21 protein-coding genes are annotated in these 22566 nt (G+C 34.8%); 16 read left to right on the forward strand and 5 right to left on the reverse strand.

All coding sequences use genetic code 11. From position 1 onward, the window contains the following. Positions 1-298: transposase (locus F823_RS0106710; protein ID WP_019595516.1), on the reverse strand; the 298-nt coding region annotated here is incomplete at its 3' end. Between the two features lie 154 nt (positions 299-452). After that, complete coding sequence (locus F823_RS0106715) at positions 453-1217, reverse strand: NAD-dependent protein deacylase (protein ID WP_002845136.1); 765 nt, start codon at positions 1215-1217, stop codon at positions 453-455. A 312-nt stretch (positions 1218-1529) separates the two neighbouring features. Between F823_RS0106715 and F823_RS0106720 the strand changes: the two genes are divergently transcribed. The 8 genes from F823_RS0106720 to F823_RS0106755 all read left to right on the forward strand — a co-directional run bounded on the left by F823_RS0106720 (position 1530) and on the right by F823_RS0106755 (position 11923). Continuing rightward, positions 1530-3038 (forward strand): SH3 domain-containing protein, encoded by a 1509-nt coding sequence (locus F823_RS0106720; RefSeq protein ID WP_002845132.1) that lies wholly within the window; start codon positions 1530-1532, stop codon positions 3036-3038. Between the two features lie 152 nt (positions 3039-3190). Beyond that, a complete protein-coding gene (locus tag F823_RS0106725; RefSeq protein ID WP_026333359.1) occupies positions 3191-5368 on the forward strand; it encodes an ABC transporter ATP-binding protein in 2178 nt (725 codons plus the stop codon). Next, positions 5352-7160 carry an ABC transporter ATP-binding protein gene (locus tag F823_RS0106730; RefSeq protein ID WP_019595517.1) on the forward strand — a complete coding sequence of 603 codons (1809 nt, stop codon included), beginning with the start codon at positions 5352-5354 and terminating at the stop codon, positions 7158-7160. The genes F823_RS0106725 and F823_RS0106730 overlap by 17 nt, the downstream gene beginning before the upstream one ends. A 2-nt stretch (positions 7161-7162) precedes the next feature. After that, on the forward strand, positions 7163-8326 hold the full coding sequence (locus F823_RS0106735) for an AI-2E family transporter (RefSeq protein ID WP_002845125.1): 1164 nt from the start codon (positions 7163-7165) through the stop codon (positions 8324-8326). A gap of 27 nt (positions 8327-8353) precedes the next feature. Continuing rightward, the gene (locus F823_RS0106740) at positions 8354-9028 is read left to right on the forward strand and encodes a Crp/Fnr family transcriptional regulator (RefSeq protein ID WP_002844058.1); all 675 of its coding nucleotides are present in this window, start codon (positions 8354-8356) and stop codon (positions 9026-9028) included. 108 nt (positions 9029-9136) lie between these two features. After that, on the forward strand, positions 9137-10081 hold the full coding sequence (gene msrB, locus F823_RS0106745; RefSeq protein ID WP_002845119.1) for a peptide-methionine (R)-S-oxide reductase MsrB: 945 nt from the start codon (positions 9137-9139) through the stop codon (positions 10079-10081). Positions 10082-10257: 176 nt separating this feature from the next. Then, on the forward strand, positions 10258-11592 hold the full coding sequence (locus F823_RS0106750; protein WP_019595518.1) for an alanyl-tRNA editing protein: 1335 nt from the start codon (positions 10258-10260) through the stop codon (positions 11590-11592). Between the two features lie 19 nt (positions 11593-11611). Then, positions 11612-11923 carry a hypothetical protein gene (locus tag F823_RS0106755; protein WP_002844084.1) on the forward strand — a complete coding sequence of 104 codons (312 nt, stop codon included), beginning with the start codon at positions 11612-11614 and terminating at the stop codon, positions 11921-11923. 163 nt (positions 11924-12086) lie between these two features. Here the strand turns inward: F823_RS0106755 and F823_RS0106760 are convergent, their stop codons facing one another. Continuing rightward, complete coding sequence (locus F823_RS0106760; protein ID WP_002845116.1) at positions 12087-13586, reverse strand: IMP dehydrogenase; 1500 nt, start codon at positions 13584-13586, stop codon at positions 12087-12089. 343 nt (positions 13587-13929) lie between these two features. On the opposite strand from F823_RS0106760, the gene fsa reads away from it, so the two are divergent. The 3 genes from fsa to F823_RS0106775 all read left to right on the forward strand — a co-directional run bounded on the left by fsa (position 13930) and on the right by F823_RS0106775 (position 16981). Beyond that, the gene (fsa, locus tag F823_RS0106765) at positions 13930-14580 is read left to right on the forward strand and encodes a fructose-6-phosphate aldolase (RefSeq protein ID WP_002844094.1); all 651 of its coding nucleotides are present in this window, start codon (positions 13930-13932) and stop codon (positions 14578-14580) included. A 34-nt stretch (positions 14581-14614) separates the two neighbouring features. Next, positions 14615-16111 carry a phosphohexomutase domain-containing protein gene (locus tag F823_RS0106770; protein ID WP_019595519.1) on the forward strand — a complete coding sequence of 499 codons (1497 nt, stop codon included), beginning with the start codon at positions 14615-14617 and terminating at the stop codon, positions 16109-16111. A gap of 228 nt (positions 16112-16339) precedes the next feature. After that, complete coding sequence (locus F823_RS0106775) at positions 16340-16981, forward strand: hypothetical protein (protein WP_002844053.1); 642 nt, start codon at positions 16340-16342, stop codon at positions 16979-16981. A gap of 201 nt (positions 16982-17182) precedes the next feature. On the opposite strand, the gene F823_RS0106780 is transcribed toward F823_RS0106775, so the two are convergent. Further along, positions 17183-18013 (reverse strand): pyridoxamine kinase, encoded by an 831-nt coding sequence (locus tag F823_RS0106780; protein ID WP_002844045.1) that lies wholly within the window; start codon positions 18011-18013, stop codon positions 17183-17185. A 286-nt stretch (positions 18014-18299) separates the two neighbouring features. On the opposite strand from F823_RS0106780, the gene F823_RS0106785 reads away from it, so the two are divergent. Both F823_RS0106785 and F823_RS0106790 read left to right on the forward strand, forming a co-directional pair. Next, positions 18300-18500 (forward strand): cold-shock protein, encoded by a 201-nt coding sequence (locus F823_RS0106785; protein ID WP_002844033.1) that lies wholly within the window; start codon positions 18300-18302, stop codon positions 18498-18500. A 255-nt stretch (positions 18501-18755) separates the two neighbouring features. After that, complete coding sequence (locus F823_RS0106790; RefSeq protein WP_002844041.1) at positions 18756-19196, forward strand: CBS domain-containing protein; 441 nt, start codon at positions 18756-18758, stop codon at positions 19194-19196. A gap of 92 nt (positions 19197-19288) precedes the next feature. On the opposite strand, the gene F823_RS0106795 is transcribed toward F823_RS0106790, so the two are convergent. Then, a complete protein-coding gene (locus F823_RS0106795) occupies positions 19289-19759 on the reverse strand; it encodes a hypothetical protein (protein WP_002845112.1) in 471 nt (156 codons plus the stop codon). A gap of 730 nt (positions 19760-20489) precedes the next feature. Between F823_RS0106795 and F823_RS0106805 the strand changes: the two genes are divergently transcribed. From F823_RS0106805 to F823_RS0106815, 3 genes are all read left to right on the forward strand, one after another. Then, positions 20490-21248 carry a peptidylprolyl isomerase gene (locus F823_RS0106805; protein WP_002844050.1) on the forward strand — a complete coding sequence of 253 codons (759 nt, stop codon included), beginning with the start codon at positions 20490-20492 and terminating at the stop codon, positions 21246-21248. Positions 21249-21429: 181 nt separating this feature from the next. Continuing rightward, positions 21430-21984, forward strand: a complete 555-nt coding sequence (gene folE, locus F823_RS0106810) for a GTP cyclohydrolase I FolE (protein WP_002844047.1) — start codon at positions 21430-21432, stop codon at positions 21982-21984. Then, entirely contained in the window at positions 21985-22560 is a 576-nt protein-coding gene (locus tag F823_RS0106815; protein ID WP_002844036.1) for an HD domain-containing protein, read from the forward strand. Positions 22561-22566: the final 6 nt, after the last annotated feature.

The raw sequence follows: 22566 nt of genomic DNA on the forward strand, positions 1-22566 counted from the left end.
TATATTTGTTAACCCATTGATAAAGAATATTTGTATTTATTCCAGATTTAAGTGCTGTTTCTTCGTAAGAATTTCCTGCTAATACTTTTGATACAAGCTTAAACTTTTCTTCTGCACTCCACTTTTTATTCTGTTCATTGTGTTTAAGGATTTCTTCTCCATGAAAATCTACAAGTTTGCTCCAATATCTAATTTTGTCTCTAAACGTACGAGGTTTAACACCTTCTGGTGTTTCCATCCACTTTCCTTGTTTGTATAGTTCTACGCATTCTTTTTTGAATTCATAACTATATCGCATAAAAATACCCTCCTTACTGGTTTGTCCAGTAAAGAGGGTACATATCACATTTGTGCACGTATTTTTATTATCACATTTATTTATATTTTTATTTTCATAGATATTTTGGATGCTTATTTATATATTTATTTATATCTTTCTTCCCTATTTAGCTTTAGTAGTTGATAGCATCATCAAGTACTTTACCTATAGATTCATTGATTACTAGGTCGGCTCTTGAGTCTAACTGTGTACTTGACTTGTTTATAAGTACAATGTGGTCTCCCTTAAAATAGTCCAAAAATCCAGCTGCTGGGTAAACTACAAGTGAAGTTCCTCCAACTATAAGCAGGTCAGCCTTGGATATAGAGTTGATTGCTCCAGATATAGTTTTGTCGTCTAGTGACTCTTCGTATAGGACTACATCTGGCTTGACTATAGAACCACACTTTTTGCAGCGTGGTACAGGATCTCCTAGGTCTAAGAATTCATCAAGATTGTATTTTGCCTTACATGAGGTACAGGTATTGTGGTTGATATTTCCATGTAGGTCAAATACCCTAGTATTACCTGCAAGTTGGTGGAGGCCATCTATATTTTGAGTTACTATTGAGTCCAACTTACCCATTTTTTCCAGTTTTGCTAGGGCAAGGTGGGCCTTGTTTGGCTTTGCATCCTTATATATCATATTGGACTTGTAAAAAGAGAAAAAATCCTCTGTATACCTAACAAAAAAAGTATGTGAAACTAGTTGTTCGGGTGAAAACTGCCTGTTTAATTTTTTTGAAAATAGCCCATTGGAACTCCTAAAATCTGGTATATTAGATTCCGTAGATACACCTGCACCACCAAAGAATACAATCCTTTTTGCATTTTTTATGTAGTCCCTTAGTTTGCTTATATTTTCATTATACGTCAATGTTTTTTCTTCATTTGTCATATTAGACCTCCTTGAGTTAAGAGAATTATAAGTGATATAACTTGATATAGTTGATTTAAATACCACAATTAAATTATACCACAGAGATTATTTGATTGCTTGCTAGATGAAAAGAATACTGGTAGATTGTAGACAAAATAATATTAGTCACGTGTATTCTTGTAACTTTTTTGTAATTTTTGACCATAATTATTTACATAGCTGTAATTATTTGTTATAATAGAGTATATTTTGGAATGAAGGATAGATTAAAGTCAGTAGGTATTTTTTTAAATCTTACTGTTTATTGAATAGTATTGGAGGTAATATTAATTGAAAACTAAGATCTTTTTGTCTGCCCTAGCTCTTATACCTGCCCTTGGTATGAATGCAAATGCTGAGGCTAGTGTTGGACACATAAATTTTGAATTTGTAAATATAAGAACTAATCCCAGCATGGATGATAGGGTAAGTTTTGTACTAAAGAGGGGTGCAGAAGTCACTATATTAGAAGAAAAAGATGGATGGTCACATATAAAAAGTGGAAACCATGAAGGTTGGGTACAGTCTAATTCTATTATCAAGGGTGAGGATAATAACAATGTAAAACTAAACTCTAACGTTGGTAGTCAGAAGATGATCAACAATCCTACGCTAAATCTTAGACAGGGTGCGACAACATCAAGTAAAATTATTGCCGTACTTAAAAAAGGAGATATAGTAAGATTATTAGAAGATAGGGTAGGTTGGTGTAAGGTTGATTTTAATGGTAAGGTTGGATACTTATCAAGTAGATACTTATCTGATGTAAATGCCAACACTTCAAGTATACCAGCAAAGACTATAATGACAGTAACATCAAACCAGTTAAATGTCAGAAGAGAAGCTAAGGCAACTAGTGCTAAATTGATGACAATATATAAGGGAGATGAAGTGGTATTTGAAGCCAACACTAATGGTTGGGCAAAGATTACTAAGGATGGTAAGACAGGCTATGTATCTTCTTACTACCTAAAGGATACAGGTAAGACACAAGAAGCTCCTAAGGATGAAATAAATGAGGCTGAAACAAAACCTAGTATAGACCCTAACATTGCAAATAGGAACTCAAATGATGAAATACAGGGTGGAGTAAGTTACCAGGACATGAATATGAGTCTTAGTGACCATGTTAATATGCAGATGTCAAATGCACTAAATGTATCGAATGCTCCAGGTTGGCCTAGGGCTACTAAAGAGGAACTTACATACCTGATGGATCCTAATAATTTCACTGACAGCACAGGTATGATGCAGTTTGTAAGGTTGGATAGATTTTCAAATTGCATAAGTGTTGACCAGTTAAACAGTTATATTAACAGGTATTGTCCAGTTGGTAATCCATTCCATAATCAGGGGCAGGCATTTATAAATGCGGCTAAGAAGAACAACATAGATGTAATCTATCTTGTTGCCCATTCATTTATAGAAACAGGAAGAGGTACTTCAAAGCTTGCACGTGGTAATGTAGTAAATGGAAAGACTGTCTATAACTTCTTTGGTATTGGTGCAGTCGATGGTAATGCCTTTGCAGGAGGTACTGCTACAGCCTACAAGAATGGTTGGACAAGTGTTGCTGCAGGTATTGATGGTGCAGCTACATGGATATCTAACAGGTATATACACAGCAGCAAGTATGACCAGAATACACTTTACAAGATGAAGTGGTCTACTACATCTATTTATCACCAGTATGCAACAGCTATACAGTGGCCTTCACATATAGGTAGGGTCATGTCTGAGATAGCATCCTACTCAAATTCTACTCATAATCTAGCCTACCAAGTTCCTAGATATAAGTAGTTAATAAAAATTTAAAAGACATCAACCCCCACATAAGCTAAATACTTGTGTGGGGTATTTAAATTTAAGATATAATTTACAAACAGATTGGATATTATTTATGAAAAAATGGTATAATATTCTTTAGAGTATTTATGAAAGGATCAAGTATTATGAAGAGAGTAATGTCTTATTATGGCAAACATATATTATCAATACTGCTTTTGGTTGCTATATTAGTTGTACAGGTCAAGTTTGAATTGATGCTACCCAAGTACACTTCTGATATTGTAAATGTAGGAATCCAGCAGGGAGGACTAAAAGAGTCTACACCAAGAGTAATAGATGAGAAAACATATGGTGTCTTACTTTCCATAACAAAGGTAGGATACAAGGGCAAGATTGCTAGTTCATATGAGAGATGGGAACCTAAGAGCAATAGTCAGGAAAATAAAAAAATTAGGCAAGAAAATGAGAATTCCAAGATGATATCTTCAAAGTATGAGGATACAAACTACTATGTATTAAAAGATAAGTTGACTAAAAGTGACTATCTTAAGTTGGATAAATACATGGCGGATTCATTGACTAAAATGGCTATATACCTATCAAATAAGGATATTGAGGCAGGTAAGAAACCGAGAATGGAACTGGCTTCAGATGTAGGTCTAACTGAACAAGTCAAAAAACAAATATCGGTAAGAATGGTCAAAGAATTGTATAAGACTTATGGAGTGAATGTAGATAAGATACAAAAAGCATATATGTGGTCAACAGCTAGGTGGATGTTGTTTATAGCACTTCTTGGTGGAATTGCATCAATAGGAGTTAGCTTTATATCGTCTAGGGTCTCTACAAAAATAGCTAGGAACCTTAGAAGGGACTCATATTCAAAGGTGCTTAAGTTTTCACAGTATGAAATGAACAGTTTTTCTAGTGCATCATTGATTTCAAGGTGCACAAATGATATACAACAGATTCAACAATCTTCTGTAATGGCACTAAGATTTATATTTTATGGTCCTATAATGGCTATAGGCGCATTTAGCAGCATATTGAAACTCAATGTTTCTATGATATGGATAATCGTACTTGCAATACTTGTAACATTGGTTAGTATAGCGGTAGTCATGTATATAGCTATGCCAAGGTTTAAGATTGTACAGTCTATTGTTGACAAGTTAAACCTAGTATCTATGGAATTTATATCAGGTATAGAGGTCAACAGGGTATTTGGTACTGCCAAATATGAAGAAGAACGATTTGACAAGGTAAATACTGAACTTACAGGAATATACCTATTTATATCAAGGCTTATGTCAATAATGCAGCCTATGTTGATGTTTGTAATGAACGGGGCAACTCTATTGATTATATGGTTTGGCGCCAAGGCTATAGAATCAGGTAATCTACAGGTTGGTGATATGATGGCATTTATCCAGTATGCTATGCAGATTATAATGGCATTTTTATTTATATCTATGATGTCTATTATAGTGCCAAGGGCCATGATATCTGCCAATAGGATAGGTGAGGTATTGGACTGCGAGATACTTATTAAAGACGAAGGTAGGGTAAATAAGTTCAATAAAGAAGGCAGCATAGAATTTAAGGATGTAAGTTTTAGGTATGAAGGGGCAGAAGAGGATATAATAAGCGATATTAGTTTCTCAATACCTAAGGGCAATACCCTAGCAATTATAGGGTCAACTGGTTCTGGCAAATCTACAATTGTAAAGCTTATACCTAGGTTCTTGGAGGCTACATCAGGAAATATTCTTGTAGATGGTGTTGATGTGAGGAATATGCCTCTCAAGGTGCTTAGATCAAAGATATCTCTTGTAAACCAAAAGGCAACCCTATTTTCAGGTACTATTGGGTCTAATATAGGATATGCCAATCCTGCATTTGATCATTTTGCAATAAAACAAGCTGCAGAGATATCACAGTCAATGGAGTTTATCCAGTCTAAGAAAGACAGCTTTGATTCTAAGGTAGAGCAGGCTGGTGCAAACCTATCAGGTGGTCAAAAGCAGAGGATATCTATTGCAAGGGCTATAGCAAGAGACCCAGAAATTATTGTATTTGACGACTCCTTCTCAGCCCTTGACTCAAAGACTGATAGGATGCTTCGTAGGAGTATAAAAGAAAAATTATCTGACAAGACTATAATAGTAGTTGCTCAGAGGATAAATACTATTATGGATGCAGATGAAATATTGGTAATTGAAAATGGTAAGATAGCAGGTAGGGGTAGGCATAAGGACCTTCTAAGAACTTGCGAGGTATATTATGAAATAGCAAAATCACAGATGACAGAGGAGGAGTTGAACAATGAAATCAGCGAGTAAGAAAAACAAGTCTTCCAAAAAATCATTTATGGCTACACTAAAAAGATTGTCCAGCTACCTAGCAGATGAGAAATTAAAGATACTTATAGTATTTGTGTTTGCTATATTATCTACTATATTTGCTATAGTTGGACCAAAGATAATGGGTAATGCAACAACTGAGATATTTAAGGGGATGATGAGAAAGGTACAAAATCCTCAGGATGGAATAGATTTTTACAAGGTAGGCATGATAGTATTTACCTTGATAATCCTGTACACACTTAGCTCACTATTCTCTTATATTCAATCATATATAATGTCTGGTGTATCACAGAGGGTAACCTACAATCTTAGAAAGGATATATCAGAGAAGTTCAATAGGCTACCTATAAGCTATTACGATACAAATTCTAAGGGTGACATAATATCTAGGGTTACAAATGATGTAGATACACTTAGTACAACACTTAACCAATCATTGATGCAGCTAGTGACATCCTTGATAACTGTAGTTGGTGTATTTGTGATGATGGTGTCTATAAACCTAGTTATGAGTTTGGTATCATTGGTTGTTTTACCTATAACTGTCTTGGTGCTTGGACTTGTAATCAAAAATTCACAGAAGTACTTTAAAGACCAGCAAAAACACTTAGGTAAGATAAATGGAAAGATAGAAGAATCATTCTCTGGACAAGAAGTAATAAGAGGCTATATGGGAGAAAAATATGAAATAACTGAGTTTAACAGGATTAACAATAAGCTATATGAAAGTGGTTGGAAGTCTCAATTTTTATCTTCAGTTATGATGCCCATAATGATGTTTGTAGGCAATCTGGGCTATGCAATAGTAGCTATCTTCGGTGGCTATATGGCTATAAATGGAAATATTCAAGTTGGTGATATACAGGCATTTATACAATATATGAGGACTTTCACCCAACCTCTTAACCAGTTAGCCCAGGTTATGAACCTACTTCAGTCTACAGTTGCTGCAGCTGACAGGATATTTGAGTTTCTTGATGAAGAAGAGATAGATTTAAGTAAGAAGGATATAATAGATGAAAAGTCTTTCAAGGGAGCTATAGACTTTGACCACGTTAGGTTTGGATATGAAGAAAATAAGATTATTATAAATGATTTTAATCTACACGTTAGCCCAGGACAAAAGGTTGCTATTGTAGGACCGACTGGTGCTGGTAAGACTACACTTGTCAAACTACTTATGAGGTTTTATCAGGCAAATTCGGGGACTATAAGAATTGATGGTAAGGACATCAACGAACTAGACTTTGATAGTTATAGGTCCAAGTTTGCCATGGTTCTTCAGGATGCCTGGCTGTTTACAGGCTCTATAAAAGACAACCTAAGGTATGGTAAGTTAGATGCCAGTGATGAAGAGGTTAAAAGGGCTGCAAAGTCTGCCTATGTCCATAGGTTTATAATGACCCAGCCTCATGGTTATGACACTATGTTGACTGCGGATTCAAGCAATATCTCTCAGGGACAAAAACAGCTTATGACAATAGCAAGGGCCATACTTTCTGACCCTAGGGTACTAATCTTGGATGAGGCGACAAGTTCTGTAGATACACGTACTGAGCAGATGATACAAAAGGCCATGGATAACCTGGTAGTCAACAGGACTAGTTTTATAATAGCCCATAGACTTTCAACAATAAGAAACGCAGACTTGATACTAGTTATGAATGAAGGAGATATAGTCGAGCAAGGCAATCATGAAGAGCTGATGAAACTAGATGGATTTTATAGCAAACTATACAGGTCGCAGTATGAGGGGGAAACTGATTAAAAATGAAATTTGATTGGAATAAAAAATATACGACTATTGCACTGTATTCAGTGATAGTAATTGCATCTGGTATTATGCTATATCTTGGACTTACTAAGTTTACTAAGTTGAGTGAGCTATTTAATACCTTTATAGCTATAATAAGACCCTTTATTATAGGATTTTCTTTGGCTTACTTATTCAATTTTATGTTGGCTTTTTATGAGGATAAGATAATATTGAATCTAGCCAAGAAGGGAATGAGCCATAGAAAAATGAGGACCCTATCACTATTGATGACTTATTTTACTGTTTGTATCTTGGTATACTTGTTTATAGAGTTCATATTGCCAGAGGTTGCAGCTAGTTTATCATCTATAATAACTGACTTTCCGAGAATAGTGAATAAACTATACCTATATACAGATTCTCTTATAAGCAGTATAGAAATATCAGGACCTGCAAAGGAATTTGTAACGGCTAAGATAGAGGAAATAGGAAAGCAATTGATGGAATTTGCTACCAACCTTATGCCTTATCTTGCAAACACACTTTTAATGGTGCTTAAGAGTATATGGAACCTAGTTTTAGGTATAATTATATCTGTATATGTCTTGGCTGATAAGGAAAGCTTCTACGCTATGTGTAAGAAGTTTATAAGAGCTGTATTTTCAACTAGTGCTGGTGACTATATCCTATATGTGACAGATCTTTCAAATGATATGTTTGGTAAGTTTATAGTTGGTAAGATAATTGACTCTACAATTATAGGTGCAATAGCCTTTATAGTTTTATATATTGTTAAGATGCCTTACCTTATACTTATTACATTTATAATAGGTGTTACAAATATAATTCCATTTTTTGGTCCTTTTATAGGAGCTGTGCCATCTATTATACTTGTCCTATTTGTAAGTCCTATTAAGGCTTTATGGTTAACAATTATAATATTTATCATCCAACAGCTTGATGGTAATGTTATAGGTCCGAAGATACTAGGTGGATCTCTAGGTATATCATCATTCTGGATACTATTTTCATTGCTACTAGCAGGCAAGTTCTTTGGACTAATTGGTATGGTATTGGGTGTGCCTCTTTTTGCAGTTATACATACTCTTGCAGGAGAGACTATAAATGACAAGCTAGTAAAGAAGGGACTACCTACATCCAAGGAAGAATATAAGTAAAAAGAAAAATCTCTATAGGGGTGTATTATGATTAATAAGTATATAGATTTAATAAAAAATAATATTTTGTTTGAAAATTTTGCTCTAGGTGACCTAGCAGAATTTCTCGATTTAATAGGTGCAAAAACTATAGCAATTAGCAAGGGACAAAATTTATTTGAAGAGGGACATATTTATGAGAATATGTGCTTTCTCTTGGAGGGTGAGATAGTGCTTTCTAAGAGTGACGAAAGTGGAAATAGAAATATAATAGATAAGATAAGTCCTGGCCAGATATTTGCAGAGGTATTTTCCATGACATCCAATAAGGTGTGCCCTGTCACAGCCACTGCTGAGAAAAAGTCATTATTGATGACTATAAATACAGATAGGTTGCTAAGGCCAGATTTTGATCTTGGAGAAAAGTTTACAAGTGAACAGGCTACAATTATTTCTTGTCTTATAAAGACATTTGCGGATAAGAACCTAATCCTGCTAAACAAAATAGAAATACTTTCTAGGAGGAATACTAGGGACAAGATACTTCATTTTCTAGAAAAGGAGAGTATGAAATCATGTAATATTTTCTTTGAAATTCCTTATTCGAGAAAGGATATGGCAGATTTTTTAGGTGTTGATAGGTCGGCCCTTTCAAGAGAGCTTAGTAGGTTAAGAGAAGAAGGAATTATCGATTTTGATAAATCAACTTTTAAGTTTTTATAATATATAAATTTGTTATGTAATGATATATTTTCTTATACATTCTGTTTTAAGCATATATTATTGGGGCATATTATATAATAGTATATGTGGTATTAGGAGGATTGTACGATGGAAAAATTAGCGACATTTGCTGGTGGATGCTTTTGGTGCATGGTTAAACCATTCACTAGTTATGAAGGAGTCCTAGATTTAAAGGTTGGATATACCGGCGGCCAGACAGATAATCCTACTTACAAGGAAGTTTGTAGTGGAAAGACAGGTCATTTTGAAGCCGTTCAGATTAGATATGATGATAGAATTACATACGAAGAAATACTTGAGGTTTTTTGGAGACAGATAGATCCCTTTAATCCAGCAGGACAATTTGTCGATATTGGAAGTCAGTACCATACTGCTATTTTCTACCATGATGAAGATCAAAAGAGGATTGCTACTTATTACAAGGATAAATTAGAGAGAGAGTCTGATAAGAAGGTCTTCACTAAGATAATTCCGGCTGAAAAGTTCTATCCTGCAGAAGATAATCATCAGGACTACTATAAGACTCAGTCTAGGCATTATGAAATGTACTATAGGAATTCAGGAAGACATAATTTTTTAAAGGCCTACTGGGATAGGAACAATGATCTTAGGGAGGAAAGAAGGGATATCTTATCTGATATATCTTTTGAAGTTACCCAAAATGATATGACTGAAGTACCTTTTGAAAATGGATACTACGATAATTTTGACAAGGGTATATATGTCGATATAGTCGATGGACAGCCATTATTTTCTTCAAGCGACAAGTTTGATTCAGGCTGTGGTTGGCCAGCATTTTCTAAGCCAATAAAAGATACGTCTATCCATAAGAGGGCTGACTATTCATTTGGTATGAGTAGGACTGAGGTTAGGAGTTTGAAGGCTAACTCTCATCTAGGTCATGTATTTGAAGATGGTCCAGACTCATTGGGAGGCAATAGGTATTGTATCAATTCAGCAGCCCTAAAGTTTATACCACTTGAAAAGATGGAAGAACTAGGATACGGTGAATATATCAAATATGTTAAGTAGAAAATATACAAAGTAGATTTAAGTATAAAAAGTAGATTTAAGTATAAAAAGTAGATTTAAGTATAAAATTTTAATAAATATTTTAGGCACCTTGAATTAGGTGCCTTTGTAACGTTTTGATATTGAAATTTTTTGAGATTTGGGTTATAGTATATCTTGTGATGATGGAGGTAGGTATGAGTTATTACGAAAATAAATGGTTTAAAAATTTTAAAACAAAACTTGTAGCTTGCAATACTTATGATAATTCTGAACTACTGGAATTAGAGTTTGAAGATACGATATTTTTCCCAGGGGGCGGCGGCCAACCCATGGACAGGGGATTTATCAGCCTAGTCAGTGGTGGGGAAGTAAAGCATAGATACAAGCTTGAAGATATTCGTGAGGTTGATAATAGAATTAAACATATAGTATCTAGGGATCAAGTACTATCATCAGATAAGATATCATCAGACAAAATATCATCAGACAAAATATCATCAGACAAAATATCATCAGACGAGGTATCATTAGATAAGATATCATCAGGTGATATAGTATGTCTTATGGAGCTTGATTGGGACCACAGGATTGATGGTATGCAGCAACATACAGGTCAGCATCTCTTATCAGGATGTTTCTATAAATTGTTTAAGGCCAATACTAAGGGGCTGCATATAGGTAAAGATGTATCTCAGTTAGATATTGACGGTGAATTTACGGACGAAATGGTTAAAAAGCTTGAAGACTATGCTAATGACCAGATTTCAAGGGCTATAAATATCAAAAATTATGTCTTAAAAGAGGGTGACAGTCTAGAAACTAGAAGGCCTCTTCCAAGTACAGATGGTGATATTAGGATTCTTGAAATTGAGGACCTGGATATTAATGCCTGTTGTGGTCTTCATCTAGACAACACTAGGGACATCACCATGGTAAAGATAAAAAGGTACTACAAGCACAAGTCTGGAACTAGGTTTGAATACTTAGCTGGAAAAAGGGCTGTAGATTACTTGTTAAAAAGGGATCGAATTTTCGATTCTGTCCTTAATAAGTACAGTGCAGGAGAAGACAATATTATAAAGAGTTTGGAAAATATAGAAAAGAAAAAGGATGATTACTATAATAGATCAGCTTATCTATTAAATGAGCTAATCAAAAAAGATATGGAGATATACTTATCTTCTGCTAAGTCAAATGCCAAGGGATTAAAGGTTATTATAAGTAAATTTGATAATGAAGAGACATGGTATTTGGATAGTCTTGCAAAGCACCTAGTAGAGAGTGGACCTCTTGTTCTAATCTTTGCAAATAAAAAGCAAGGCAAATACATGATAAACTTTATGGCAAGTAAGACTACAATATCAGAACACACCTATATAGATTTAGGTAAATTATTTAAGAGTTTAGCCAATGAGTATCCATTAAAGGGTGGTGGATCTAAGTTTTCAGCGTCTGGAGTATATGATTCTGAAAAAAATATTGACATATTGTTAGATAATGTATATGATTTATATATTGGAGTTTTATAGGAATTTATTGGAGGTAAAAATGTCAATTTCAGGATTGATTATACTTTTGGTGTTGTTGGTACTTGCACTATATAGTATATTAACAAGTAAGGGTCTTAAGAGACATATGATTAAGAATACAGCTACAGCCTATGCGATTTTGCTAGGACTACTTGCTGTAACGAGGATAAACAGGTGTGATATTATAGCTGTTTACATAGGCCTATTGACGGTAGCTATTGCTGTAGGGTCTATATACTTTTATAAGAAGGATTACAGAAAATCCAGCATATTGTTGGTTTTGGCCTTGGTGATTGGTACATTAGGAGCCTACCTATCATATTTAGACTAAGCAAGTAGTGACCGTGGGATATATCCTGCGGTTTTTTTGTAGACATTTTATAGCTTTTATTTGGACAGATTTTATAGTTCTTACTTGGATACAGAAAAGGCCGCCCTTATTTGAGCGACCTTAATTTATCGTATTGATTTTAACAAAATGCTAATGGATTCTATTATAGGTTTCTATTGTCCTTTAGTATAACGTCGTGAGCTCCACCCTCTACGATTGAAGTAGAAGATACAACTGTTAGCTTGGCCTTGTCCTGTAGTTCAGGAATTGAAAGGGCACCGCAGTTACACATAGTTGATCTTACCTTAGCAAGAGTCATGTTTACATTGTCTTTTAATGAACCAGCATATGGAACGTAAGAGTCTACACCTTCTTCAAATGACAGCTTCTTGTCTCCACCTAGGTCATATCTCTGCCAGTTTCTAGCCCTAGCAGAACCTTCACCCCAGTATTCCTTCATGTAAACGCCGTTTATATTTACCTTGTTTGTTGGAGATTCATCAAATCTTGAGAAGTATCTACCAAGCATTACAAAGTCTGATCCCATAGCTAGTGCAAGTGTGATGTGGTGGTCATATACGATACCACCATCTGAGCAGATTGGAATATATATACCAGTTTCTTCAAAATATTCATCTCTAGCCTTGGCAACATCAATTACTGAAGTAGCCTGACCACGTCCGATACCCTTTTGTTCTCTAGTGATACATATTGATCCACCACCGATACCGATCTTTATAAAGTCAGCACCAGCATCAGCAAGGAATCTGAATCCCTCTCTGTCAACTACGTTACCAGCACCTATCTTTACAGTGTCACCGTACTTTTCTCTAACCCACGCTATAGTTCTTGACTGCCATTCTGAGTAGCCTTCAGATGAATCTATGCATAGTATGTCAACACCAGCCTCTAGTAGGGCAGGAATACGCTCTTCGTAGTCTCTAGTGTTGATACCAGCACCTACAACGTATCTCTTTTTAGCGTCGTGTAGTTCAAGTGGGTTTTCCTTGTGTGAATCATAGTCTTTTCTAAATACCATATATACTAGCTTGCCATCTTCGTCTAGTACTGGTAGAGAATTTAACTTGTTGTCCCAGATTATGTTGTTGGCTTCTTTAAGAGTAACATTTTTATCTGCGTATACAATTTTTTCTATTGGTGTCATAAAATCACGAACTTTAGTATCACGTGACATTCTGCTGACTCTGTAGTCACGGCTTGCTACTATTCCCAATAATTTACCTTTTGCAGTACCATCATCTGTTATGGCAACAGTAGAGTGGCCAGTCTTTTTCTTTAGGTCAAGTATATCTGCTAGTGTGTGGTCTGGAGTAAGGTTTGAGTCAGATATTACAAACCCTGCCTTGTGAGACTTTACTTTTGCTACCATTGCAGCCTGATTTTCTATAGTCTGTGATCCGTATATGAATGAGATACCACCTTCTTTTGCTAGAGCAACAGCCATATTGTCATCAGATACTGACTGCATGACAGCTGAAACTAGAGGTATATTCATCTTTAAAGCTGGTTCTTCTCCTTTTTTGAATTTAACAACTGGTGTAACAAGGCTAACATTAGCTGGTATGCACTCAGCTGATGAATAACCTGGTACTAATAAATACTCACTGAAAGTTCTTGATGGAGTATCAAAGTAAAAAGCCATTAATAATCATCTCCTTTATATTATTTTTTCCAAACATTATGATGAAATCCTTAACTGAATGTTTATATATAAAGAGATTTTAACACTATTAAAACAAAAAGTCTAGGAAAATATCTAAAGAAAACTGAATTTTAGTGAATTTTTATATAATAGTGATTTATCTTGGGAGAACTTGCAAGACCTAAATTGCAAAACTTGTAAATTTGCTATATAATATAGAAGTAAATCCTATAATTTATTAAACTTATTTATAGGTGTTTAATTGACACTTTGTTTAAGAAATTGAAATGGATTTATAGCGTTAGTATAATCAAAATAACCAAATAAAATTCGGGAGGAATATATGAACTTTTTTATCGACACAGCCAATATTGATGAAATAAAGGAAGCAAATGATCTAGGTGTAATCTGCGGTGTAACTACAAACCCATCGCTTATAGCCAAAGAAGGTAGAGATTTTGCAGAGGTAGTAAATGAAATAACTACTATAGTTGATGGGCCTATCAGTGCTGAGGTACTAAGTATGGACCATGAAGGTATGATAAAAGAAGGCGAAAAGCTTGCTAAGATCCACGAAAACATAGTTATAAAGATACCTATGTGTGCAGAAGGTCTAAAGGCAGTAAAGGCACTTAGCGACAAGGGCATAAGAACAAATGTAACTCTTATATTCTCAGCTAATCAGGCACTTCTTGCAGCTAGGGCTGGAGCGTCATATGTGAGTCCTTTTGTTGGTAGATTAGATGACATATCATTTGATGGCCTAGGACTTATAGCTGACATCAAGCAGATATTTGAAGTTAACTTTATAGAAACAGAAATAATAGTTGCAAGTGTTAGAAATCCAATCCATGTACTAGAGTCTGCAAAGCTAGGAGCAGACATAGCTACAGTGCCATATAAGGTAATAATGCAGATGATCAACCATCCACTTACAGACAGGGGTATAGAAAATTTTATAAAGGATGCTGAGAAGGCAAAATTAACAATATAGTAGATAGTAGGGATTATTCCCATAGGAGAAAGAAATGGACAAGTTATTCAGTTTACAAAATGGTACAGATGTTAGAGGGGTAGCCTATAAGGATGAAAACTCTGAATTGGATATAACTCTTACTAAGGAAGATGTAGAAATAATAGCCAAGGCTTTTGCTACTTGGATTACTGACAAGGAAAAGAAGTCTGACATAAGGATTGCATTAGGTATGGATTCAAGGGTCACAGGCCCTGAATTTAGACAGGTTGCAGGTGATGCCTTGAGGTCTATAGGCGTATATCTAGTAGATTGCGGTCTTGCAACTACACCATCTATGTTTATGACTACTGTAATGGAAGATTACAAGTGCGATGGTGCTATAATGTTTACAGCAAGTCATATGCCATATATATATAATGGAATGAAGATGTTTACTGAGGATGGATGCCTAGACAAGCAGGACCTAAAGGATGTCTTGGATATAGCTGTATCTAAGAATATCATGAAGGGGCTAGAATATGGTGGTTACGAAACTAGAGACCTATTAGAGGACTATTCAAGGGTCCTTGTAGATAAGATAATAAAAGGTGTGGACTCTAAGATAAACCATGATAAGCCACTTGCTGGTATGAAGATCATAGTAGATGCCGGAAATGGTGCAGGTGGATTTTTTGCTGAAAAGGTCCTTGCTAGACTTGGTGCAGATACAGAGGGAAGTCAGTTCCTAGAGCCAGATGGAATGTTCCCTAATCATATACCTAACCCTGAAAACAGGGAAGCTATGAAGTCTATATCTCAGGCTACTGTAAATGTAGGTGCTGACCTTGGTATTATATTTGATACCGATGTAGACAGGGCAGCTATAGTAGGTCCAGATGGAAAATCTATAAATAAAAACGCCTTGATAGCCTTGATTGCATCGATCCTACTAGAAGAAGAGGCTGGGGCTACAATAGTAACAGATTCTGTAACTTCTAAGGGCCTTGCTGAATTTATAGAAAAAAGAGGTGGGGTTCACCATAGGTTTAAGAGGGGTTACAAGAATGTAATCAACGAATCAGTAAGACTAAACAAGGAAGGTATATCATCACCACTTGCTATAGAGACATCAGGTCATGCAGCACTTAGGGAGAATTATTTCTTGGATGATGGAGCTTATTTAATAGCCAAGATATTGATGAAGGCTGCCCAGATGCATGAGAAGGGTCAGAGTGTTGCAGATATCATATCCGACCTAAAAGAAGCAAAGGAATCTTCAGAATACAGGATTAAGATCAAGGAAGAGGATTTTAAGGCCTATGCTGCTAAAGTAATAGAAGACTTAAAGGAATTTGCAAAATCTAGTGACTCATGGTCTGAGGTAGAGAAAAACTTTGAAGGTGTAAGAGTTGATTCTGCATATCCAGATGAAAATGGTTGGTTCTTGTTAAGGGCATCCCTACACGAGCCACTATTAGTTCTTAACTTAGAGTCAGATGTTGACAGTGGATGTAACAAAATGTATTATAAAATAGAGAACTTCTTAAAGGAATACAATCTAGATTTATAAAATTAATATGTAGTGAAAGTCTCAAGACGGTTGATTTCAACTGTTTTGGGACTTTTTTTGTTTTTATAATAATATTATTACAGCTTGTAACTATAGTAACAGACCTGTAATGCTAGATAACACCCCTGTAACGTTTTTTATGTATATATTGTGGTATATTATAAATATAGAAAGACATAAATAAGACATAAATATTAATTATATAAATTTGAGAAGGGGTGTGATCTTATGAAGAAGAGAATAGTTTTAGCGATGGTAGTGATGATGGGTATATTTGCAGTCAGCCCCCTAAGCGATGCAGTAAATAGGCAACAAGAAGATATGATGTATGCAAGGCCAGCAAAGCAGGATGTGGTAGCTGATAGCGATGATACAGTTATAGATAATGAGTCACCTGTTTCAGACAAGAAGAAGGAAGACATAGTTGAGGCAGATACAAGCCTAAAGTCAAATCAGATGCAGGATGTAAACAAGGTTAGGAATCAAGATAGAGTTATAAACAAGGTTGAAGTAAATAAATCTGAAAAGACTCTTGCTAATAATGTAACAGTAAATAAATCTGAAAAGACTCTTGCTAATAATGTAGCAGAAAATAAAACAAATAAGATAGGTGATTTAACAAGTCAAGAAGCTCCTAAGGCTAACAAGTCATTAAACAGGGAAGAGGCCTTAAATGTACTAAAGAACCAGGGAACAAACCTAGACTACTCATATATGGGCGATGAAAAAGACTACTCAGTGCTAAAGGAAAAAGGACATGAAGGCTATGTGTTCCTACCTAATACAAACACTGATATGGGCTTATTTGTAGACAAGAATACAAAAGAAGTATACTACTTTCATCCATCAGGTTATATTGACCAGTATTAGTAGTAAGTACAAGCTTACTTGGACAGGTATTTAAAGAGGCAAGCAGTTGGTCCAAATATAGGTTGTTTATAAAATTCAATTTAAATGTGCGAAGTAATATAGGCACTTAAGAAGGTTATGCATTTGATTTCAAAAGAAATTTTGCATAACCTTTTTATTTATGTATTAAAATGCTTCTCTAATTTATATACTAAATTTATCTTATATCTGTGTTAGGTTATCTAAAAAGTATTCAAATAATATACCGTCGTTCCTGTCAAAGTCGCCGCTTTCTACTGTATAGTTTACAGATTTGTAGATAAAATCGACAGCAGCACTGACACATTTTTCTAGTTCAAAGCCTCTTGTTATAAGGGCAGATACTATGGATGTAAATATATCTCCTGTACCACTGAAACTAACTCTATTGAAAGGGACTCCTATCTTTGATATTGAATCCTGTCTACGATCATAGCATATATTGTATATTGAGTCTTTTTCTTCAAAGCCTGTGATAATGACATAAGAAGGACCAGTCTTGGAAAGGTCTCTGCACAGTTCAAGTAGGTCTTCTTCCTTGTAGTCAAAATTGTCTATTTTGCGACCTGACAATAGGTTGGCTTCGGTGATATTTGGTGTTATCAAATCCGCCATTGTGACCAACTCTCTCATTTCTACGACATCTTCATCTGTGAAAATTGGAAACATCTTTCCGTTATCCGCCAATACAGGGTCTACAATTACAAATGAATCTGGGTTATTCTTAATTAAATTTTCTACTAGTTTAATCTGCCTTGATGAACCCAAAAATCCTGAATAAATAGTATCGAAATTGGCCCTTAATTCCTGCCATATATCTATGTATTCTTCTATGGAATCAGTCAAGTCTACAAAGCTGAATTTAGGATAGCCTGTTTGACTAGACAGAACGGATGTAGGTAGGGGACAACACTGACACTTAAGTGCTGATATTATTGGTATAGCTACTGTTAGAGAACATTTTCCAAGTCCGGAAATATCGTTTATACAGGCTATTTTCTTTTGCTTAGACATTTGTAAATCCTCCGTAAATACTTGTAATTCTTATATATTGTTAAGTTTTGGTGAAATTGTTGAACAATATCAAGAATTTACAATAATAGTTCTTCTTGTATATTATTATATATCAATATTACACAATTAATCAAGTTATCGGCTAAAAGTGGAGAATTATTATTAAAAATAAAAATTAAATTTTTATTATTTTTAAAATATAATTGACTATTCTTATTTATTATGTTATATTGGAGAAGTAGTGAACAGCAAAAAATTCAAACGTTCACAATTTTAGGAGGATTTAATGAAAGTCGGAGTAGTAAAGTGGTTTAACAATGAAAAGGGATTTGGTTTTATATCAGTAGATGGAGAAAATGACGTATTCGTACATTTTTCAGCAATACAGGGCGATGGTTACAAGTCTCTTGAAGAAGGTCAGCAGGTTGAATTTGAAATCGTAGACGGTTCAAAGGGACCTCAGGCTGCAAACGTAACAAGAGTTTAAATTATAAATTAAGCTACAGTTTATTCTGTAGTATGAGAAATTTTGAAATTTGAATCAGTTAGTACAGAGACCAGTTTACTGGTCTCTTTTGCATATTGACATTTAAGCAAACATTTTCAAGGTATTTATAGGTGAATTCCTTTTACTTGTGTTATAATAACTATGGAGATCCTTTGCTAAAGTAATCGGCATTGGGTATCTTATAAATATATATATCTTTTTTACAGATATAAATTATTAATCGAGGAGAAGGCTATGAATATATTATTTTTCTTAACGCCAAAAACGGATGTAGTCAGTTTGATGGATACAGATTCTGTTTATACTGTTTTAGAAACACTTAAAAAATATAGGTATGCATCTGTGCCTATACTAAATGAAGCGGGTAACTATGTAGGTACAGTAAAAGAAGGTGATTTATTGTGGTATATAGATAGCATGAAGAAATATGATCTTGAATCGCTTAAAGAAATCAATATAATGGAAGTACCTAGGAGGAGCAATAATGACACTGCCAAGATAGACGCCAATGTAGAAGATTTACTAGGGGTTCTTATCAACCAGAATTTTGTTCCTGTTATAGATGATGCAGGTATCTTTATAGGTATAGTCAAGAGAAGAGAGGTAATCTCTTATACATATGATTTATTGAAGGGGAAAGACCAGTCTCTAGATGATATGTTCAACAAAAATTGATAATTAGACTAGTTACGATATTAGTTAATAGAAAAGAGCTCGAATTTTGGGGTCAGATTAATCTTAGACACCTCAATTTGAGCTCTTTTTGTTTATCTTTTTATATCGTTTTTAGTTACTAATATAGCTATTTTTCCTGTTGGATTGTATGTTATCTGTACAATAGCGTTCTTTTTAACCTTTACAAGGTCTTCGCCACCGTATTTTATGTCCAACTTAATAGGCCTCTTACCCTGTTTGATTAGGGCAGTGTAACCGTCCTTACCCTTGTTTTCAAGGCTGATCAGGTTGCCCACATAAGGAGTGAATTCCTGATATTTTTCACTTTCTTTTTTCATAAAGAAATATGCTGCTACTAGTATCACAACATCTACTAGAAGTGTGGCCCACCAAGGGAACTTCAATACTGTAGCTACTAAGATTCCAACCACTACCATGGCAACTATAAACCATAGAGCTTTTTTCATTATCAATTTACCGATTATATCATTTGCCTTTTTCTCTGGACCAGTCATAGTCTTCTGTCTAGCGAACTGATCTGCAAATCTATCTCTTAAGCCCATACTAATGCCTCCTATCTTCTTATTCTTATAAATACCTTCTCTATTTTAACATATTCGGACCTAAATTGAAAGATAATATTAGTAAACTATGGTATAATTTAAATATAAGAAGACTATAAGGGTGAATTTGGGAGGCAAGATGTTTAAATCGGTTAAAAATCTAGGATTTTTGGAAGTTTTTTTTAGGTTTACGTGTATGTTATTCTGGCCTCTATATTGGTACAAGTGGAGTGTAATAACAATTGCAAACTACAACGAGATATTGTTTAACATATATTTGGTGGTTTCAGGATTATTTTTAATTGTTTGCACAATGGTATATATAATTAAAAAGTCCACAACAGGAATTTACTATTTGTATAGGATGGTACTGATACTTACATATCTTGAGTCCTTGTACAGTTTTATGGTGGTTCCTAGGAATATTGAGGCTCTGTATGTCAAAATTATACTTTGTGTCCTATTGTTGCTAGTGTCTAACAAGTTGATAAAAAAGGATAAAAATGATACAGGTGTTGTAGGTATTCTATCCTCAATACTAATATTAGTATTGACTTATTTTTATTAGACCTCTTGTTCGGTCATAATTTTATTTGTTGGCGCAATTTTGGTCTTAGCCTAGTTTTACTTGTCAGCTAAACTTTTAGAATACCCACTAAATTAGTAGACTTTTATAAGAAAAAATGTTATCATAAAAATCGAGGTAGAAATTAATTATTGGAGGAATAAAATGACAGAATTAAATTATTTAGCTAAAATTGGTGATAAAGAAATAACTGCAGCTGATGTTGAAGCAGCTATTAGTAGTATAGACCCATATCAGAGACAGCAGTTTGACAATGAAGAAGGAAGAAAGAGAATACTTGCTGACTTAATAAACCAGGAACTGTTCTATCTTGATGCTATCGAAAATAAGCTAGACCAGGATGAAAACTTCGTTAAAGAAATGGAGTTAATAAAGATTAACATGATCAAGCAGTATGCTATAAACAAAATTATAGCTAGCGTTGAAGTAAGTGACGAAGAAAAGTTAAACTACTATGAAGAAAACAAGGCTCAGTTTGTAAGCCCTGAGATGGTTTCTGCAAAGCACATACTAGTTGATGAAGAAGACCAGGCTAAGGAAATAAAGACTAAAATAGACAAGAAGGAAATGTCTTTTGAAGATGCAGCTGTTGAGTACTCTAAGTGTCCATCAAATATGAAGGGTGGAGACCTTGGCGAATTTGGCAAGGGTCAGATGGTACCTGAATTTGAAGAAGCAGCTTTTGCTCTAGAAGTTGGAAAAGTATCTGAACCAGTTAAGTCTCAGTTTGGATACCACATCATAAAGGTTGAGTCTCACAAGGAAGAGGGGCAGCTTGAATTTGAAGATGTTAAGGATGAAGTTGCAAATGCAGTTGCTTACAAGAAGCAGAATGAAGCATTTGTTGGTAAGTTGACTGAACTAACTGATAGATATAAGGATATACTAGTAATCAATAAGTAATTTTAAAATTACTATATCATATTATTAGTATTTGTAAAAATGGAATATTAGACACTCTTGGGTATATCCTATAGGGTGTCTTTTTTTTGTATATCTGATATAATATTGGTATGGTTTGTTTAGACCTAGCTAGTCTAAACTATGTATTTAATATTAAAAGTATTTTAATTGGGAGGATAAGATGATAGATATAGATAAGGCTCAAAAAGCCGTAAGAGACCTTTTGATTGCTATTGGTGAAGACCCAGATAGGGAAGGTTTGGTTGATACTCCTAAGAGGGTAGCAAAGATGTATAAGGAAGTTTTGGCAGGCTATGATGATGATCCTAGTGAATATCTATCAAGGGTATTCAAGGCTGATGATGCCGATTGGGTATTGGAAAAGGACATCCACTTTTATTCCATGTGTGAACACCATATGCTACCGTTTTTTGGCAAGGTCCATATAGCCTATATACCAAATGGCAAGGTTACTGGACTCAGTAAATTGGCTAGGCTTGTGGAAGTCTATGCTAGAAGACTCCAGCTACAGGAACAGATGACAGTTCAAATTGCCGATGCCCTTGTAAAAGAGCTAAGTCCTCTAGGTGTTGTCGTGATAGTAGAGGCTGAGCATATGTGTATGACTATGAGAGGTATAAAAAAGCCGGGTACTATAACAGTGACCCAAGCTACTAGGGGTAGATTTAAGGAAGATCACAATTTACTCATGTCTATTAGGGAGCTGATCAAATAAATGATAAATGAAAATAAGTACCTAATGCCTAGGATAGAAAGTCTTATGGCAAGTCGAGAATTTAAATATTATATATCTAAGATAGAAAAACTTGAGCAAGATAGGATTTATTGTGGTCACGATATAGATCATTTGCTATCCGTAGCTAGGATGATGTATATTATAAACCTCGAGGATGGCCTAGGTCTTGATAAGGAATTAATATATGCTGTCGGTCTTCTTCATGATATAGGAAGGGTTGACGAGTATGAAAAAGGTATTGACCACCATGTAGCTAGTTGCAAAATAGCTGACAAACTCATGCAAGATGCTGGTTTTTCAAGCAAAGAGATAGACATTAGTCTATATGCCATTGGCAGGCATAGGTCTTGCAAGGAAGAAGTAGCCACTTGTGGAACAGAGAATAATAGCCCAAAAAATGAGAATCAAAAAAACGAGAACCAAGATAATAAAAGACAAAGGCTAGCAGACCTACTCAGGTATGTTGATAAGAAGTCGAGACTCTGTTATTACTGTGGGACTAGAGACACTTGTAAGTGGTCTGATGACAAGAAAAATAAAAGATTGTTGATATAAATAGAG

It is taken from the genome of Peptostreptococcus anaerobius VPI 4330 = DSM 2949 (genome assembly GCF_000381525.1).
GTDB lineage: Bacteria > Bacillota > Clostridia > Peptostreptococcales > Peptostreptococcaceae > Peptostreptococcus > Peptostreptococcus anaerobius.

Excerpts from the sequence above, each read along its gene's own strand:
- F823_RS0106740 (WP_002844058.1), top strand. The coding sequence starts at position 8,354 with ATGATTAATAAGTATATAGATTTAATAAAAAATAATATTTTGTTTGAA.
- msrB (WP_002845119.1), top strand. The coding sequence starts at position 9,137 with ATGGAAAAATTAGCGACATTTGCTGGTGGATGCTTTTGGTGCATGGTT.
- F823_RS0106750 (WP_019595518.1), top strand. The coding sequence starts at position 10,258 with ATGAGTTATTACGAAAATAAATGGTTTAAAAATTTTAAAACAAAACTT.
- F823_RS0106785 (WP_002844033.1), top strand. The coding sequence starts at position 18,300 with ATGAAAGTCGGAGTAGTAAAGTGGTTTAACAATGAAAAGGGATTTGGT.
- fsa (WP_002844094.1), top strand. The coding sequence starts at position 13,930 with ATGAACTTTTTTATCGACACAGCCAATATTGATGAAATAAAGGAAGCA.
- F823_RS0106755 (WP_002844084.1), top strand. The coding sequence starts at position 11,612 with ATGTCAATTTCAGGATTGATTATACTTTTGGTGTTGTTGGTACTTGCA.
- F823_RS0106730 (WP_019595517.1), top strand. The coding sequence starts at position 5,352 with ATGAAATCAGCGAGTAAGAAAAACAAGTCTTCCAAAAAATCATTTATG.
- F823_RS0106725 (WP_026333359.1), top strand. The coding sequence starts at position 3,191 with ATGAAGAGAGTAATGTCTTATTATGGCAAACATATATTATCAATACTG.
- F823_RS0106775 (WP_002844053.1), top strand. The coding sequence starts at position 16,340 with ATGAAGAAGAGAATAGTTTTAGCGATGGTAGTGATGATGGGTATATTT.
- F823_RS0106790 (WP_002844041.1), top strand. The coding sequence starts at position 18,756 with ATGAATATATTATTTTTCTTAACGCCAAAAACGGATGTAGTCAGTTTG.
- F823_RS0106815 (WP_002844036.1), top strand. The coding sequence starts at position 21,985 with ATGATAAATGAAAATAAGTACCTAATGCCTAGGATAGAAAGTCTTATG.
- F823_RS0106770 (WP_019595519.1), top strand. The coding sequence starts at position 14,615 with ATGGACAAGTTATTCAGTTTACAAAATGGTACAGATGTTAGAGGGGTA.
- F823_RS0106715 (WP_002845136.1), bottom strand. The coding sequence starts at position 1,217 with ATGACAAATGAAGAAAAAACATTGACGTATAATGAAAATATAAGCAAA.
- F823_RS0106780 (WP_002844045.1), bottom strand. The coding sequence starts at position 18,013 with ATGTCTAAGCAAAAGAAAATAGCCTGTATAAACGATATTTCCGGACTT.
- F823_RS0106735 (WP_002845125.1), top strand. The coding sequence starts at position 7,163 with ATGAAATTTGATTGGAATAAAAAATATACGACTATTGCACTGTATTCA.
- F823_RS0106795 (WP_002845112.1), bottom strand. The coding sequence starts at position 19,759 with ATGGGCTTAAGAGATAGATTTGCAGATCAGTTCGCTAGACAGAAGACT.
- F823_RS0106760 (WP_002845116.1), bottom strand. The coding sequence starts at position 13,586 with ATGGCTTTTTACTTTGATACTCCATCAAGAACTTTCAGTGAGTATTTA.
- folE (WP_002844047.1), top strand. The coding sequence starts at position 21,430 with ATGATAGATATAGATAAGGCTCAAAAAGCCGTAAGAGACCTTTTGATT.
- F823_RS0106805 (WP_002844050.1), top strand. The coding sequence starts at position 20,490 with ATGACAGAATTAAATTATTTAGCTAAAATTGGTGATAAAGAAATAACT.